This is a genomic window from Streptomyces sp. NPDC030862 (assembly GCF_055571835.1).
The window spans coordinates 316,006-331,212 of the sequence record NZ_JBVIEN010000010.1 but is presented as its reverse complement, the minus strand read 5'-3'; the positions used below and the strand labels follow the sequence as shown (position 1 = coordinate 331,212).

11 protein-coding genes are annotated in these 15,207 nt (G+C 69.3%); 4 read left to right on the top strand and 7 right to left on the bottom strand.

The window, feature by feature from the left end:
• The first annotated feature begins 52 nt into the window (after positions 1 to 52).
• The 4 genes from rplJ (at position 53) to ACZ42X_RS26980 (ending at position 9,094) form a co-directional block, all read left to right on the top strand.
• Entirely contained in the window at positions 53 to 583 is a 531-nt protein-coding gene (gene rplJ, locus ACZ42X_RS26995; RefSeq protein WP_468295102.1) for a 50S ribosomal protein L10, read from the top strand.
• A gap of 113 nt (positions 584 to 696) precedes the next feature.
• Complete coding sequence (gene rplL / locus ACZ42X_RS26990) at positions 697 to 1,086, top strand: 50S ribosomal protein L7/L12 (protein ID WP_468295099.1); 390 nt, start codon at positions 697 to 699, stop codon at positions 1,084 to 1,086.
• Between the two features lie 526 nt (positions 1,087 to 1,612).
• On the top strand, positions 1,613 to 5,098 hold the full coding sequence (gene rpoB, locus ACZ42X_RS26985) for a DNA-directed RNA polymerase subunit beta (protein ID WP_468295097.1): 3,486 nt from the start codon (positions 1,613 to 1,615) through the stop codon (positions 5,096 to 5,098).
• A 96-nt stretch (positions 5,099 to 5,194) separates the two neighbouring features.
• Positions 5,195 to 9,094, top strand: coding sequence for a DNA-directed RNA polymerase subunit beta' (locus tag ACZ42X_RS26980; protein ID WP_468295094.1), 3,900 nt, complete (start codon positions 5,195 to 5,197; stop codon positions 9,092 to 9,094).
• An 81-nt stretch (positions 9,095 to 9,175) separates the two neighbouring features.
• On the opposite strand, the gene ACZ42X_RS26975 is transcribed toward ACZ42X_RS26980, so the two are convergent.
• From ACZ42X_RS26975 to ACZ42X_RS26945, 7 genes are all read right to left on the bottom strand, one after another.
• Entirely contained in the window at positions 9,176 to 9,439 is a 264-nt protein-coding gene (locus ACZ42X_RS26975; RefSeq protein WP_355366730.1) for a hypothetical protein, read from the bottom strand.
• Positions 9,426 to 9,662 (bottom strand): hypothetical protein, encoded by a 237-nt coding sequence (locus ACZ42X_RS26970; RefSeq protein WP_468295092.1) that lies wholly within the window; start codon positions 9,660 to 9,662, stop codon positions 9,426 to 9,428. Before ACZ42X_RS26970 ends, ACZ42X_RS26975 begins: the two co-directional genes overlap by 14 nt.
• A 12-nt stretch (positions 9,663 to 9,674) precedes the next feature.
• Entirely contained in the window at positions 9,675 to 10,568 is an 894-nt protein-coding gene (locus tag ACZ42X_RS26965; protein ID WP_468295090.1) for a peptidoglycan-binding protein, read from the bottom strand.
• A gap of 94 nt (positions 10,569 to 10,662) precedes the next feature.
• Positions 10,663 to 11,313 (bottom strand): hypothetical protein, encoded by a 651-nt coding sequence (locus tag ACZ42X_RS26960; RefSeq protein ID WP_468295087.1) that lies wholly within the window; start codon positions 11,311 to 11,313, stop codon positions 10,663 to 10,665.
• The gene (locus ACZ42X_RS26955) at positions 11,310 to 11,555 is read right to left on the bottom strand and encodes a hypothetical protein (protein WP_468295083.1); all 246 of its coding nucleotides are present in this window, start codon (positions 11,553 to 11,555) and stop codon (positions 11,310 to 11,312) included. Before ACZ42X_RS26955 ends, ACZ42X_RS26960 begins: the two co-directional genes overlap by 4 nt.
• Positions 11,552 to 13,924, bottom strand: a complete 2,373-nt coding sequence (locus ACZ42X_RS26950; RefSeq protein WP_468295080.1) for a hypothetical protein — start codon at positions 13,922 to 13,924, stop codon at positions 11,552 to 11,554. Before ACZ42X_RS26950 ends, ACZ42X_RS26955 begins: the two co-directional genes overlap by 4 nt.
• The gene (locus ACZ42X_RS26945; RefSeq protein ID WP_468295077.1) at positions 13,911 to 15,170 is read right to left on the bottom strand and encodes a hypothetical protein; all 1,260 of its coding nucleotides are present in this window, start codon (positions 15,168 to 15,170) and stop codon (positions 13,911 to 13,913) included. The genes ACZ42X_RS26950 and ACZ42X_RS26945 overlap by 14 nt, the downstream gene beginning before the upstream one ends.
• Positions 15,171 to 15,207: the final 37 nt, after the last annotated feature.

Below are 15,207 nucleotides of genomic sequence, written 5' to 3'. Positions count from 1 at the left end.
CTCCTTCCTTCAGCCCACGCGGTCCGAATCACCCGGAAGGAGGCCGAGGCTCATGGCGAGGCCCGACAAGTCTGCTGCGGTTGCCGAGCTGACGGACAAGTTCCGCAGCTCGAACGCCGCCGTGCTGACCGAGTACCGCGGTCTCACCGTGGCACAGCTCAAGCAGCTGCGCCGTTCGCTCGGTGAGAACGCCCAGTACGCCGTGGTGAAGAACACGCTGACCAAGATTGCGGCCAACGAGGCCGGGATCACGACGCTGGACGACCAGTTCGCTGGTCCGACGGCTGTCGCCTTCATCACCGGTGACCCGGTGGAGTCGGCGAAGGGTCTTCGTGACTTCGCCAAGGAGAACCCCAACCTGATCATCAAGGGCGGTGTCCTTGATGGCAAGGCGATCTCCGCCGACGAGATCAAGAAGCTTGCGGACCTCGAGTCCCGCGAGGTTCTGCTCGCCAAGCTGGCGGGCGCCATGAAGGGCAAGCAGTCCCAGGCTGCCGCGCTCTTCCAGGCGCTTCCCTCGAAGCTCGTCCGCACCGTGGACGCGCTCCGTGCCAAGCAGGCCGAGCAGGGCGGTGCCGAGTAATTCGGCTCGCGCATTGATCGTGGCCCACTAGGGCGACGGTCGCAGCGGGCCCAACGTACGCCCGCCTCACTTGTACACCCGGCACCAGCCGATTTAGTGGAAGGACCGCCATCATGGCGAAGCTGTCTCAGGACGAGCTGCTCGAGCAGTTCGAAGGCATGACCCTCATCGAGCTCGCCGCGTTCGTCTCGGCGTTCGAGGAGAAGTTCGACGTCACCGCCGCCGCTCCGGTCGCCGTTGCCGCCGCCGGTGGTGCCGCTGGTGGCGCCGCCGCCGAGGCCGTCGAGGAGAAGGACGAGTTCGACGTCATCCTCACCGGCGCCGGCGACAAGAAGATCCAGGTCATCAAGGTCGTGCGTGAGCTGACCTCCCTGGGCCTGAAGGAGGCCAAGGACCTCGTCGACGGCACCCCGAAGCCGGTCCTCGAGAAGGTCAACAAGGAGCAGGCCGACAAGGCTGCCGAGTCCCTCAAGGCCGCCGGCGCGGCTGTCGAGGTCAAGTGACCTTGCGGGTCTCCTGACTCGTTCTGACGCCCCTCAGGGGCGTTTCGAAGGGCGATCACCCAACCGGGTGGTCGCCCTTCGGCGTACCCGCGGTGCCTGTCTTGCGCTGAGCCCCACGGAGAGTATGGTGATCTTCGCCGTGCGCCCCGCTCACCCGGGGGCCTTGACGAACCGCACGCCGCGCGCAATTCTCAGGACGCGTCGTCACAACGATCCGGATCCGAGGCATGGATCGACGGGCGAACGGGCAGTATCGATGTGCGCCGACAGCGCGAGGTGCCGGGAGTTGAGAAGAACGAGGGTCGCGATTTACTCGCCCTGGACATCAGTGGGCCAAGTGGCTACACTGACCCTTTGCGCTGCCTGTTAGCTGCTCCCTGCCCGTCACCAGGGGCATACCCTCGCAAGAGCACAGAGATCGAATGTCCTGACCAGGCCTTTTGGCTGAATCAGGAAAATTCGTCCTCGTGTCCTGTGAGGGACCGGTACGCGCGTAGTGAGTCCGAGCCCTCGGAAGGACCCCCTCTTGGCCGCCTCGCGCAACGCCTCGACCGCGAATACGAACAACGGCGCAAGCACCGCCCCGCTGCGCATCTCCTTTGCAAAGATCAAGGAGCCCCTCGAGGTTCCGAACCTCCTCGCGCTGCAGACCGAGAGCTTTGACTGGCTGCTCGGCAACGCCGCCTGGAAGGCTCGTGTCGAGGCGGCTCTGGAGTCCGGACAGGACGTCCCCACCAAGTCCGGTCTGGAGGAGATCTTCGAGGAGATCTCGCCGATCGAGGACTTCTCCGGGTCGATGTCGCTGACCTTCCGCGACCACCGCTTCGAGCCTCCGAAGAACTCCATCGACGAGTGCAAGGAGCGCGACTTCACGTACGCCGCGCCGCTCTTCGTCACGGCCGAGTTCACCAACAACGAGACCGGCGAGATCAAGTCCCAGACGGTCTTCATGGGCGACTTCCCGCTCATGACCAACAAGGGCACCTTCGTCATCAACGGCACCGAGCGTGTCGTGGTGTCGCAGCTCGTGCGCTCGCCGGGTGTGTACTTCGACTCCTCCATCGACAAGACGTCCGACAAGGACATCTTCTCGGCCAAGATCATCCCGTCCCGGGGTGCCTGGCTGGAGATGGAGATCGACAAGCGCGACATGGTCGGTGTCCGCATCGACCGCAAGCGCAAGCAGTCCGTGACCGTCCTCCTCAAGGCGCTCGGCTGGACCACCGAGCAGATCATGCAGGAGTTCGGCGAGTACGAGTCCATGCGCGCCACCCTGGAGAAGGACCACACCCAGGGCCAGGACGACGCGCTGCTCGACATCTACCGCAAGCTGCGCCCGGGCGAGCCGCCGACGCGCGAGGCCGCCCAGACGCTTCTGGAGAACCTCTACTTCAACCCGAAGCGTTACGACCTGGCCAAGGTCGGCCGCTACAAGGTCAACAAGAAGCTGGGTGCGGACGAGCCGCTGGACGCCGGTGTCCTGACCGTCGACGACATCATCGCGACGATCAAGTACCTGGTGAAGCTCCACGCGGGCGAGACCGAGACCGTCGGTGAGAACGGCTCGACCATCGTGGTCGAGACGGACGACATCGACCACTTCGGCAACCGCCGTCTGCGCAACGTCGGCGAGCTCATCCAGAACCAGGTCCGCACGGGTCTGGCTCGTATGGAGCGCGTCGTGCGCGAGCGCATGACGACCCAGGACGTCGAGGCGATCACGCCGCAGACCCTGATCAACATCCGGCCGGTCGTCGCCTCCATCAAGGAGTTCTTCGGCACCAGCCAGCTGTCGCAGTTCATGGACCAGAACAACCCGCTGTCCGGGCTGACGCACAAGCGTCGTCTGTCCGCGCTCGGCCCGGGTGGTCTGTCCCGTGAGCGGGCCGGCTTCGAGGTCCGAGACGTGCACCCGTCCCACTACGGACGCATGTGCCCGATCGAGACCCCCGAAGGCCCGAACATCGGTCTGATCGGTTCGCTCGCCTCGTACGGCCGCGTCAACGCGTTCGGCTTCGTCGAGACCCCGTACCGCAAGGTCGTCGAGGGCCAGGTCACCGACGAGGTGGACTACCTGACCGCCGACGAGGAGGACCGCTTCGTCATCGCCCAGGCCAACGCGCCGCTGACCGACGAGCTCCGGTTCGCCGAGGCCCGCGTGCTGGTCCGCCGCCGTGGCGGCGAGGTCGACTACGTCGCGCCCGACGACGTGGACTACATGGACGTCTCGCCGCGCCAGATGGTGTCGGTCGCGACCGCCATGATCCCGTTCCTCGAGCACGACGACGCCAACCGTGCCCTCATGGGCGCGAACATGATGCGCCAGGCCGTTCCGCTCATCAAGGCGGAGGCCCCGCTCGTCGGCACCGGCATGGAGTACCGCTGTGCCACCGACGCCGGCGACGTCGTCAAGGCGGAGAAGGACGGTGTGATCCAGGAGCTCTCCGCGGACTACATCACCGTCGCCAACGACGACGGCACGTACATCACGTACCGCCTGGCCAAGTTCGCCCGCTCCAACCAGGGCACCTCGGTCAACCAGAAGGTCGTCGTCTCCGAGGGCGACCGGGTCGTCGAGGGCCAGGTCCTCGCCGACGGTCCGGCCACCGAGAACGGCGAGATGGCGCTGGGCAAGAACCTGCTCGTGGCGTTCATGCCGTGGGAGGGTCACAACTACGAGGACGCGATCATCCTGTCGCAGCGCCTCGTGCAGGACGACGTCCTCTCCTCGATCCACATCGAGGAGCACGAGGTCGACGCCCGTGACACCAAGCTCGGCCCCGAGGAGATCACCCGGGACATCCCGAACGTCTCCGAGGAGGTCCTCGCCGACCTCGACGAGCGCGGCATCATCCGCATCGGTGCCGAGGTCGTCGCCGGCGACATCCTCGTCGGCAAGGTCACGCCCAAGGGTGAGACCGAGCTGACCCCCGAGGAGCGCCTGCTCCGCGCGATCTTCGGTGAGAAGGCGCGTGAGGTCCGTGACACCTCGCTGAAGGTGCCGCACGGCGAGACCGGCAAGGTCATCGGCGTACGCGTCTTCGACCGCGAGGAGGGCGACGAGCTTCCCCCCGGTGTCAACCAGCTGGTGCGCGTGTACGTCGCGCAGAAGCGCAAGATCACCGACGGTGACAAGCTCGCCGGCCGCCACGGCAACAAGGGCGTCATCTCCAAGATCCTGCCGATCGAGGACATGCCGTTCCTGGAGGACGGCACCCCGGTCGACATCATCCTCAACCCGCTGGGTGTCCCGTCCCGAATGAACCCGGGACAGGTCCTGGAGATCCACCTCGGCTGGCTCGCCAGCCGCGGCTGGGACGTCTCCGGCCTCGCGGACGAGTGGGCGCAGCGCCTGCAGGCCATCGGCGCCGACAAGGTCGAGCCCGGCACCAACGTCGCCACCCCCGTCTTCGACGGTGCGCGCGAGGACGAGCTGGCCGGTCTGCTGCAGCACACCATCCCGAACCGCGACGGGGACCGCATGGTGCTCCCGACCGGTAAGGCGCGCCTGTTCGACGGCCGCTCCGGCGAGCCGTTCCCGGACCCGATCTCGGTCGGGTACATGTACATCCTCAAGCTCCACCACCTGGTCGACGACAAGCTGCACGCGCGCTCGACCGGTCCGTACTCGATGATCACCCAGCAGCCGCTGGGTGGTAAGGCTCAGTTCGGTGGCCAGCGCTTCGGTGAGATGGAGGTGTGGGCGCTGGAGGCTTACGGCGCCGCGTACGCCCTCCAGGAGCTGCTGACCATCAAGTCCGACGACGTCACCGGCCGCGTGAAGGTCTACGAGGCGATCGTCAAGGGCGAGAACATCCCCGAGCCCGGCATCCCGGAGTCCTTCAAGGTGCTCATCAAGGAGATGCAGTCCCTGTGCCTCAACGTGGAGGTGCTGTCCTCGGACGGCATGTCCATCGAGATGCGCGACACCGACGAGGACGTCTTCCGCGCTGCGGAAGAGCTTGGCATCGACCTGTCCCGGCGCGAGCCGAGCAGCGTCGAAGAGGTCTGACGGGTCTGGTCGGGGCCTCCTCGTGAGGCCCCGGCCCTGCCCCGGACCCGTACAGACCATGATTGAGACTCAAACCCTGAGAGGGATTGACGCATAGTGCTCGACGTCAACTTCTTCGACGAGCTGCGGATCGGCCTGGCCACCGCGGACGACATCCGTCAGTGGTCCCACGGCGAGGTCAAGAAGCCGGAGACCATCAACTACCGCACCCTGAAGCCCGAAAAGGACGGACTCTTCTGCGAGAAGATCTTCGGTCCGACCCGGGACTGGGAGTGCTACTGCGGCAAGTACAAGCGCGTCCGCTTCAAGGGCATCATCTGTGAGCGGTGTGGCGTCGAGGTCACCCGCGCCAAGGTGCGCCGTGAGCGGATGGGCCACATCGAGCTGGCCGCTCCCGTCACCCACATCTGGTACTTCAAGGGCGTGCCGTCCCGCCTGGGCTACCTGCTGGACCTCGCCCCGAAGGACCTCGAGAAGGTCATCTACTTCGCGGCGTACATGATCACGTACGTCGACGAGGAGCGCCGCACGCGCGACCTGCCCTCGCTGGAGGCCCACGTCTCCGTCGAGCGCCAGCAGATCGAGCAGCGCCGTGACGCCGACCTCGAGGCCCGCGCCAAGAAGCTCGAGACCGACCTGGCCGAGCTGGAGGCCGAGGGCGCCAAGGCCGACGTGCGCCGCAAGGTGCGCGAGGGTGCCGAGCGCGAGATGAAGCAGCTGCGCGACCGCGCCCAGCGCGAGATCGACCGTCTCGACGAGGTGTGGAGCCGCTTCAAGAACCTCAAGGTCCAGGACCTGGAGGGCGACGAGCTGCTCTACCGCGAGCTGCGCGACCGCTTCGGCACGTACTTCGACGGTTCGATGGGTGCCGCGGCGCTGCAGAAGCGCCTGGAGTCCTTCGACCTCGAGGAGGAGGCCGAGCGCCTCCGCGAGATCATCCGTACCGGCAAGGGGCAGAAGAAGACCCGTGCGCTCAAGCGCCTGAAGGTCGTCTCCGCCTTCCTGCAGACCAGCAACAGCCCCAAGGGCATGGTGCTGGACTGCGTGCCGGTCATCCCGCCGGACCTGCGTCCGATGGTGCAGCTGGACGGTGGCCGCTTCGCGACCTCCGACCTGAACGACCTGTACCGCCGCGTCATCAACCGCAACAACCGCCTCAAGCGTCTCCTTGACCTCGGTGCTCCCGAGATCATCGTGAACAACGAGAAGCGGATGCTGCAGGAGGCCGTCGACGCGCTGTTCGACAACGGCCGCCGCGGCCGCCCGGTGACCGGTCCCGGTAACCGCCCGCTGAAGTCCCTCAGCGACATGCTGAAGGGCAAGCAGGGTCGCTTCCGTCAGAACCTGCTCGGCAAGCGAGTCGACTACTCGGCGCGTTCCGTCATCGTCGTCGGTCCGCAGCTGAAGCTGCACCAGTGCGGTCTGCCCAAGGCCATGGCGCTGGAGCTCTTCAAGCCGTTCGTGATGAAGCGCCTGGTCGACCTGAACCACGCGCAGAACATCAAGTCGGCCAAGCGCATGGTCGAGCGCGGCCGCACCGTCGTGTACGACGTCCTCGAAGAGGTCATCGCCGAGCACCCGGTGCTGCTGAACCGTGCGCCCACGCTGCACCGCCTCGGCATCCAGGCCTTCGAGCCGCAGCTGGTCGAGGGCAAGGCCATCCAGATCCACCCGCTCGTCTGCACCGCGTTCAACGCGGACTTCGACGGCGACCAGATGGCCGTGCACCTGCCGCTCTCCGCGGAGGCGCAGGCCGAGGCCCGCATCCTGATGCTGTCCTCGAACAACATCCTCAAGCCGGCCGACGGCCGTCCCGTCACCATGCCGACCCAGGACATGGTGCTGGGCCTCTTCTTCCTCACCACGGACGAGGAGGAGCGCGAGGTCAAGGGTGAGGGCCGCGCCTTCAACTCCACCGCCGAGGCGATCATGGCCTTCGACATGGGCGAACTCTCGCTCCAGGCGAAGGTCGACATCCGCTTCCCGATCGGCACCGTCCCGCCGCGTGGCTGGACCCCGCCGGTGGCGGAAGAGGGTGAGCCCGAGTGGCAGCAGGGTGACTCGTTCCGTCTGCGGACGACCCTGGGCCGCGCGCTCTTCAACGAGCTGCTGCCCGAGGACTACCCGTTCGTCGACTACTCGGTCGGCAAGAAGCAGCTCTCCGAGATCGTCAACGACCTCGCCGAGCGCTACCCCAAGGTCATCGTGGCGGCGACGCTCGACAACCTGAAGGCGGCCGGCTTCTACTGGGCGACCCGTTCCGGCGTCACCGTGGCCATCTCCGACGTCGTCGTTCCCGAGGCGAAGAAGGAGATCGTCAAGGGCTACGAGGAGCAGGACGAGAAGGTCCAGAAGCAGTACGAGCGCGGTCTGATCACCAAGGAAGAGCGCACGCAGGAGCTCATCGCGATCTGGACCAAGGCGACCAACGAGGTCGCCGAGGCGATGAACGCGAACTTCCCCAAGACCAACCCCATCTTCATGATGGTTGACTCGGGTGCCCGAGGAAACATGATGCAGATGCGGCAGATCGCCGGTATGCGTGGTCTGGTGTCGAACGCGAAGAACGAGACCATCCCGCGTCCGATCAAGGCGTCCTTCCGTGAGGGCCTGTCCGTGCTGGAGTACTTCATCTCCACCCACGGTGCCCGTAAGGGTCTGGCCGACACCGCCCTGCGTACCGCCGACTCGGGTTACCTCACCCGTCGTCTGGTGGACGTCTCGCAGGACGTCATCATCCGCGAGGAGGACTGCGGCACCGAGCGCGGTCTCAAGCTGCGGATCGCCGAGCGCGGCGAGGACGGCGTGCTGCGCAAGGCGGACGACGTCGAGACGTCCGTGTACGCGCGGATGCTCGCCGAGGACGTCGTGGTGGACGGCAAGGTCATCGCGCCGGCCAACGTCGACCTGGGTGACGTGCTCATCGACGCCCTGGTCAACGCGGGTGTCGAGGAGGTCAAGACCCGTTCGGTCCTGACCTGTGAGTCCGCGGTCGGCACCTGTGCCTTCTGCTACGGCCGTTCGCTCGCCACCGGCAAGCTGGTCGACATCGGTGAGGCGGTCGGCATCATCGCCGCCCAGTCCATCGGTGAGCCCGGTACCCAGCTGACGATGCGTACCTTCCACACCGGTGGTGTGGCCGGTGACGACATCACCCAGGGTCTGCCCCGTGTCGTCGAGCTCTTCGAGGCCCGTACGCCGAAGGGTGTCGCCCCGATCTCCGAGGCCTCCGGCCGCGTGCGGATCGAGGAGACGGAGAAGACGAAGAAGATCGTCGTCACCCCGGACGACGGCAGCGACGAGACGGCCTACCCGATCTCGAAGCGCGCCAAGGTCCTGGTCTCCGAGGGCGACCACGTCGAGGTGGGCCAGAAGCTCACCGCGGGTGCCACCAACCCGCACGACGTGCTGCGCATCCTGGGTCAGCGTGCCGTCCAGGTCCACCTGGTCGGCGAGGTCCAGAAGGTGTACAACTCGCAGGGCGTGTCGATCCACGACAAGCACATCGAGATCATCATCCGGCAGATGCTGCGCCGCGTGACGATCATCGAGTCCGGCGACGCGGAGCTGCTGCCGGGCGAGCTCGTCGAGCGGTCGAAGTTCGAGTCCGAGAACCGTCGTGTGGTCACCGAGGGCGGTCACCCCGCCTCCGGCCGTCCGCAGCTGATGGGTATCACCAAGGCGTCGCTGGCGACGGAGTCGTGGCTGTCCGCGGCCTCCTTCCAGGAGACGACCAGGGTCCTGACGGACGCGGCGATCAACGCCAAGTCCGACTCCCTGATCGGCCTCAAGGAGAACGTCATCATCGGTAAGCTCATCCCGGCCGGTACGGGTCTGTCCCGCTACCGCAACATCCGGGTCGAGCCGACCGAGGAGGCCAAGGCCGCGATGTACTCGGCCGTCGGCTACGACGACATCGACTACTCGCCGTTCGGCACGGGCTCCGGCCAGGCCGTTCCGCTGGAGGACTACGACTACGGTCCGTACAACCAGTAAGAGTTGTTGATCGGAGGGCGGCCATCCCGTTGCGTACGGGGTGGCCGCCCTTCGGCGTTTCCCGGTGGCTGCCGGTGGCTGCTACCGGCCGGCCGCCTGCCACAGGGCGAGGGTGAATCCGGCGCCCGCGGTGAGCGCCGTGACGCTGGCCAGCGGCCAGCGGGTGCGCTCCAGCGCGTCGAGCCGCGCCTCGTGGTCGGCGAGCTGCTTGTCGGTCTGGTCGCTGCGCTGGACCAGCAGGGCGAGCGAGCCGTCGGCGCGGGCGAACCCGGCTTCCAGCGTGCCGCGCAGCCGTTCCAGTTCGAGGGCGACCGCGACCGGGTCGTTCCGGTCAGTCTCGGTCATCGGCGGTTCCCGGCGAGGGGCTGCTCAGCCAGGACGGCAGCAGCTTCTGTACGGCCTCCAGGGCCATGACCCGCGCGAGCGCGCCGGCGACGGCCAGGGCGCCGGCGACCCAGGGGAGGGTCGCCGGGACACCGGAGGCGTCCACGATCGCGGGCAGGACGACGGCGATGCCGACGGCGGACTGGAGGATGGTTCTGGCCGTGCGCTGGGCGGCGTCGGTCATGATCGGGGCTCCTCAGCGGGTGTAGGGGACCTTCAGGGCGTTCCAGGAGGCGCGCCCGGGGACGCCGTCGGCGTCGGAGCCGGTGAAGCCGAGCTTGCGCTGCCACTTCGCGTAACTGCGGCGGTCGGCCTCGGACCAGCGCGGGCCGGGACCGACGGCGTACGCCGAGCAGCCCTCGGCGACCAGTCGGCGGCCCATGGCGGTGATCACCGGGGAGCTGGTGGCGGAGGTGAAGAACGACGCGCCGGGGAAGGGCTGGTAGCGCGGCGTGCCGGGGGTGCCCGGCGGGGGCGGGGCGCCCGGGCCGCCGGCCGGCTTCCCGAGCCGGGCGGCGACGCGGGAGCGCATCGTACGCATCTCGAAACCGCGCGGATCCGTCTTGGTACGGGTCCACTCCTTGTGGCCGATCACGGAGCCGGCGGACCAGCCGTGGGCGCGGCAGAGGGCGGCCGAGGCGCGCTCGATGGCGTCGAGCTGGGCGGCGGGCCAGGGGTCCTTGCCGTCGCCGAGGTTGACGCACTCGAAGCCGTAGAAGTGGGCGTTGCCGTCGGTGTCCTGGTCGGCCGGCGGCGGTGGGGCCGTCTCCGCCCGGACCGCGCGCAGGACGTCGCCGTCGCCGGTCCCGGCGTGGTTGGCGCGGCCGTTGGCGATCAGGTGGACCGTGCCCTCCTTGTCGATGACGGCCTGGCAGAGCGGGCCGGGCAGACCGGCGTAACCGTCGCGGCAGAGCGCCACGGAGGCGGCGGAGCCGCTGGAGACGGTGTGGTGCACGATCACGCCGTGCACCGGACCCCAGGGGCCCTTGTGGTTCCGGTTGCGGGTGCGCCAACCGGGGTGTTCGACGACGCGGACGCCCTCGGCGCGCAGGGCGGCGAGGAGCCGGTCGGGGGAGAGGGGAGCTGCCATGCTTACGTCTCCTCGTCGTGCGGGGGCGGGGTACGAGCGCGGTGGGCCCGGGGGCCGCCGGCCGCGCGCGGGGCGGGGCCGGCGGCCGCGGGGGTCACATCACCGGGTCGATGCGGATGAACCGGGTGTCGTAGTTGCCGGTGCTGGTGGTGTTCGCCGTCCGGTAGGCGGGCGTGGCGGTGTGCGTCGTACCGACGGCCAGGCCGCTGATCAGGAACTGCGTCGAGACGGAGGACCGGTTGGGGGTGTTGACCAGCGCCGCCCGGTCGTCGGACGCTCCGACCACCACGGTCCCGGCGGAGTTGCGGACGTTCGCCGACATGTAGCAGCCGACATTGGTGGCGGTGCCGTGCATGTAGCAGCCCACGGTGATGATGACCTGGCCCGAGGCGGGCACGGTGAACGCGGCGTTCATCGGGTCCCCCGTCGCGCCGGTCAGGGTCTCGACCCAGGTGGTGCTGGTGGTGCTGCCGCCGTCGAGGTTGACCCGGAAGACCGGCACCGGACCGACGGGCGCCCAGGCGGAGCCCGTGTAGTACATCAGGCGGCCCGGCGAGGCGATCCACGCCACCATCCCGGCCACCGGCGCGGTGACCTTGGTGTCCCGCTCGGAGGCGGTGGCGAACCGCATCACCGCCCGCCCGTCCAGCGACTGGGCGAGGGACTGCAGGTGCGCGGGCAGGTCGGCGGGGTCGCTCGGCTGGGGGTAGGGGAGGTTGCTGAGCGGGGTGTACTGGGTGGTCATGCGATCTCCTCCTGGCCTCCGCCGGAGACGGGTACGGCGGGTACGGCGGGTGCGGTGTCGGGCTCGGGTCCGGGCTCCGGGGCCTCCGGGCCGGAGGGCGGGGGAGCGGGCGTGACGGGGTGCTCCTCCAGGAGCACCCCGACGGGGTGGGTCGGGTCCCCCGGCGCCTCGGTGCTGATCTCCACCGGGTCCGGCGCGGTGTCGGTGTTCTCGGTGACCGCGGTGTCGGTGTTGTCGGTCATGACGCGCTCTCCTTGACCTGCTGCCAGGTCAGACCGCTGCCGGCGAGGTCTCCCAGCGTGGGATGGGCGGCGGCGACGTCCGCGTAGGTCGCGCCGGCCGGGACGGGGGTGCGGTCGGAGGGGGTGTCGGGCGTCAGCCCGGCGTCCGCCGGGATCCCGTTCGTCCTGGTGCCGCGGAGGGTCAGGGTCTGCTGCACGGTTCCGGGCGCCGTGGAGCCGGTCTTGATCCCGACGACCCAGGCGAAGGTGTCCAGCGCCGCGCCGGTGGAGTCCACGACGCGTACGACGTCACCGAGCTGGATGCGCGGGTCGTACAGCACCTCGACCTCGCCGAGCACGGGCACGGGGTACTGGCCCGCCACCCGCATCGCGTCGGCGAGTTCCTGCGCAGCCCGGTAGTCCTGGATCCAGTCGCTGGCCTCGGCGTAGAACTCCTGGCGCCCGTGGTACCTCTCGCTGGTGCTGCCGGAGATCCACGAGGTCGCCTGCCGCTCGACCGCCTCGGTGGACGGCTTGAGCGTCTGGATGTAGACGGACGGCTTGCCGTCCTCCGTCACCGTGTACAGGCGCCGGCTGGTGCGGTTGGTGAACCGCAGGACCAGGCACCCCTCCTCCCGCCGCGCGAGGATGTCCACGGCCCCCTTGACGGCGTCCGCGCCGGCCGCGTTGGAGGCCGCGAAGCGCACCGAGAAGCCGGGGGCGACGCTCTGGTCGTCGTCGACGTTCGGCGGACCGACGTCGAACTCCTCCTCGGCGAGCACGTACTTCAGCGTCACCGAGCTGTTGCCGGGCACCTCGCGCACCACGGTGTCGTTGTACGTCGTACCGCTGGTGACCTTCACCGACGACCAGTCCTTGAACGGCTGGACGCAGTAGTTGCGGCAGGCGTCGATCTCCTCGGTGACGGTGAGCGCCGCGATGTCGCGTACCGACGTCAGGGTCAGGTCGGGGGCCGTCGGGGCCTTCGCGAAGCGCGTGTAGTTGCGCCAGTGGAAGACGCCCCGTTCGTCGAACTCGGCCGTCGACATGCTCGCCTTGGCGATCTGCGTGATCACGTCCCACTGGGAGCCGGACACCCGCGGCACCGCGTACAGCGGGAGGATCGCGTCGTCCAGTTCGGCTTCCTTGACCCACGTCTGCTGGGCGAACTCCGTGGCCGTGGGCGTGCCGGCCAGCCCGCTGGTGAGCTGGACCGCCTCGGCGGCGAGCTGTGTCACCAGCCGCAGCTGGTACAGCTCGGCGGCGGGCTGCTCGGCCGACGCGTGGGTGAAGGTCACCGGGTTGCACGGGTAGTGCGTCCCGTCCGGGCCGGTCAGGAAGGGCTGCACGGTCGGCAGTACGGCCGTCCCGGTCGACATGGTGTCGAACAGGCCGCCGATGTGCCAGACACCGGGCTTCTCCTTGAGCGCCGAGATGCCCCAGGAGTAGTAGTAGCCGCTGCCCTCCCGGGTGCCGGAGTGCATGAACACCTGGCCGGTCGAGAAGTCGACGGCGATCCGCAGCCGGCCGGTCTGGGTGCCGGTGCGGTTGAGGTCCAGCTCCAGGGCGACGGTGCTGCCGAAGCCGACCGCGCTGTTCACCCAGGCCTCGGCGAAGAGCCGGCTGCCGGGGACGGTGACCCGGCTGCGGGGGAACCAGGTGGCGGTCATCGCGTGGGTGTCCGTCGCGGCGGCGTGCGGCACGAGTGCCATCTCATGCGGGGCGCCCTGCCGGGTCCAGCTGTAGTGCCGTGGATCGGGTACGACCTCGGGCTGGCCGTACGTCGCGGCGAACCCGCCGTGCAGCGAGGCGTACACCAGGGTGAGCGGCGCGGCCGGGTCGAACTCCGGGTACCGCGGCGGCGGGCAGGAGTGGACGCCGGCCTGCCGCAGCAGCTCGTCGACGCACCAGGTGGCGGTGGCCATCGGACGCCGCCAGTAGAACCCGGCGTACGGCCTGGGCAGCTCCGCGGGGCCGTGCAGCCGCTCCGCGCCGTCCAGCGCCGTCAGCTGCACGCTGTCCGTGCCGGAGGCGGCGGACCGGTTGCGCAGGGTGCCGCGGAAGGCGGGCAGGACGCCGGCGTCGGTGCCGTACTGGTGGACCACGGACTGGCCGGGGCGGGCGATGTCACCGGTCGAGCGCGGCGCCCACGGGGAGTACAGCGCGGGCGCCGACCTGCCGCCGGTGCCGGACAGCTGGAGCTGCAGCTGCGCCGACGAGCTGCCGGAGAACGCGCGCATGGCGTCCGGCAGGTCGGTGCTGTAACTGCGCTCCAGCTGCCAGGACTGGACCTGCTCGGAGACGTCCTGGCCGCCGAGGCGGGTGGTGTGGTGGGCGACGCGTGAGCCGGACTGGAGGGTGCCGGTCAGGTTCTCGTCAGTTGCTCGCACCGGCCACCTCCGCCAGCTCGATGGAGACGTTGCGGTACGGCAGCGGGCGGGCCGCGGAGTCGGTGAAGGCCGTGACGGCCATCACCGGGCACCCGTCGCCCGGCAGCTGGGGCACCGTCGGGTCGATGTGCAGCAGCTTCGCCGGGCCGATCCGCGACTGGAACGCCGTGGTGGCCGAGGCGAACGACACCGTGGCGGAGACGTGGGTGGCGCCGGCCGGCACGGCCGCCGGGGCCCAGCCGGTGACGGTCGCCAGCACGGCGCCGGCGGCGTCGTGGAAGGTGAGCGCGCAGCTCTGGGCGCGGGTGCGGACCGCGGCGGGCAGCACCAGGCCGACCAGTCCCGCGCCCGGCGGCAGTGCGTGCCCCTTCTGCGTGCCGTTGACGAAGGTCAGCGTTCCGGCGGTGGACGCGGCCAGGGAGGCGACCGCGTACCCCGAGGTGTCCGTCGACAGGGTGACGCCCGTTGCCGACCACTGCGTCAGCGCACCCTTGCCGGCGGCCTGGTCGGCGGAGAGCAGGTTCACCGGGGCGGTGGGCACGTGGTCGTCGTCGATGGTCAGCACGGCGCCGTCGAGGCCGTACGTCCCGATCTCGCCGGCGACGCCCGAGGGCGTGACCAGCGCGGCACCCGCCGGGACCGTGGCCACGAGGGTGTGCCCGGTGTCGGCCGCGGACGACAGGTAGGTGCCCGCCGCGTCGCGCCAGTGCAGGCGGGTGGCACAGGGGCCGACCCGCCACGACTTCGGCAGGGTGAACCGCACCCGCATGCCGGGCGCGACGGGGAAGCCGGCCCGCGGCCGGCGGTGCCAGTTGAGCTGCGCCGTGGTGGTCTCGGCCTTCCAGACGTACGTCTGGGGCTGCGCCCCGGCGGCGGTCGACAGCTCCACCTTGCCGCTGCCACTGACGGAGGTGTACCAGACGTTGTACGGGGTGCTGGACGCGCTGCGCCCCTCCGCCTGGAGCGGGTCGAGCAGGTTGCGGGCCACCGGGTCGAGCAGGTCGACGGGGCCGGGGCCGTCGATGCGGCGGGCCAGCCGGTCCAGGTGCGTCGCGTCGTCCTGCGAGAGCCGGTCGAAGCTGAGCTTGATCCGGCGGGGGGCGCGCTTGGGCGCGATCGTGGTGATCTGGCCGCTGAGCGAGGTGAACTGGGAGACGCCGAGGTCCGCGCCGCGTTCGAAGGCGCTGGCCGCCTGGCTGATCTCCCGGAGCTGTCCGGGCAGGCCGACCCAGAGATTCCTTGGCATGGGACGTGCCTCCTTTCTTGGTCGTGACTACCGGTGC

Bases quoted from the DNA above. Each gene is read 5' to 3' on its own strand.
- ACZ42X_RS26960 (WP_468295087.1), bottom strand. From the start codon at position 11,313: ATGACCACCCAGTACACCCCGCTCAGCAACCTCCCCTACCCCCAGCCG.
- rplL (WP_468295099.1), top strand. From the start codon at position 697: ATGGCGAAGCTGTCTCAGGACGAGCTGCTCGAGCAGTTCGAAGGCATG.
- ACZ42X_RS26965 (WP_468295090.1), bottom strand. From the start codon at position 10,568: ATGGCAGCTCCCCTCTCCCCCGACCGGCTCCTCGCCGCCCTGCGCGCC.
- ACZ42X_RS26975 (WP_355366730.1), bottom strand. From the start codon at position 9,439: ATGACCGAGACTGACCGGAACGACCCGGTCGCGGTCGCCCTCGAACTG.
- ACZ42X_RS26955 (WP_468295083.1), bottom strand. From the start codon at position 11,555: ATGACCGACAACACCGACACCGCGGTCACCGAGAACACCGACACCGCG.
- ACZ42X_RS26970 (WP_468295092.1), bottom strand. From the start codon at position 9,662: ATGACCGACGCCGCCCAGCGCACGGCCAGAACCATCCTCCAGTCCGCC.
- rplJ (WP_468295102.1), top strand. From the start codon at position 53: ATGGCGAGGCCCGACAAGTCTGCTGCGGTTGCCGAGCTGACGGACAAG.
- ACZ42X_RS26945 (WP_468295077.1), bottom strand. From the start codon at position 15,170: ATGCCAAGGAATCTCTGGGTCGGCCTGCCCGGACAGCTCCGGGAGATC.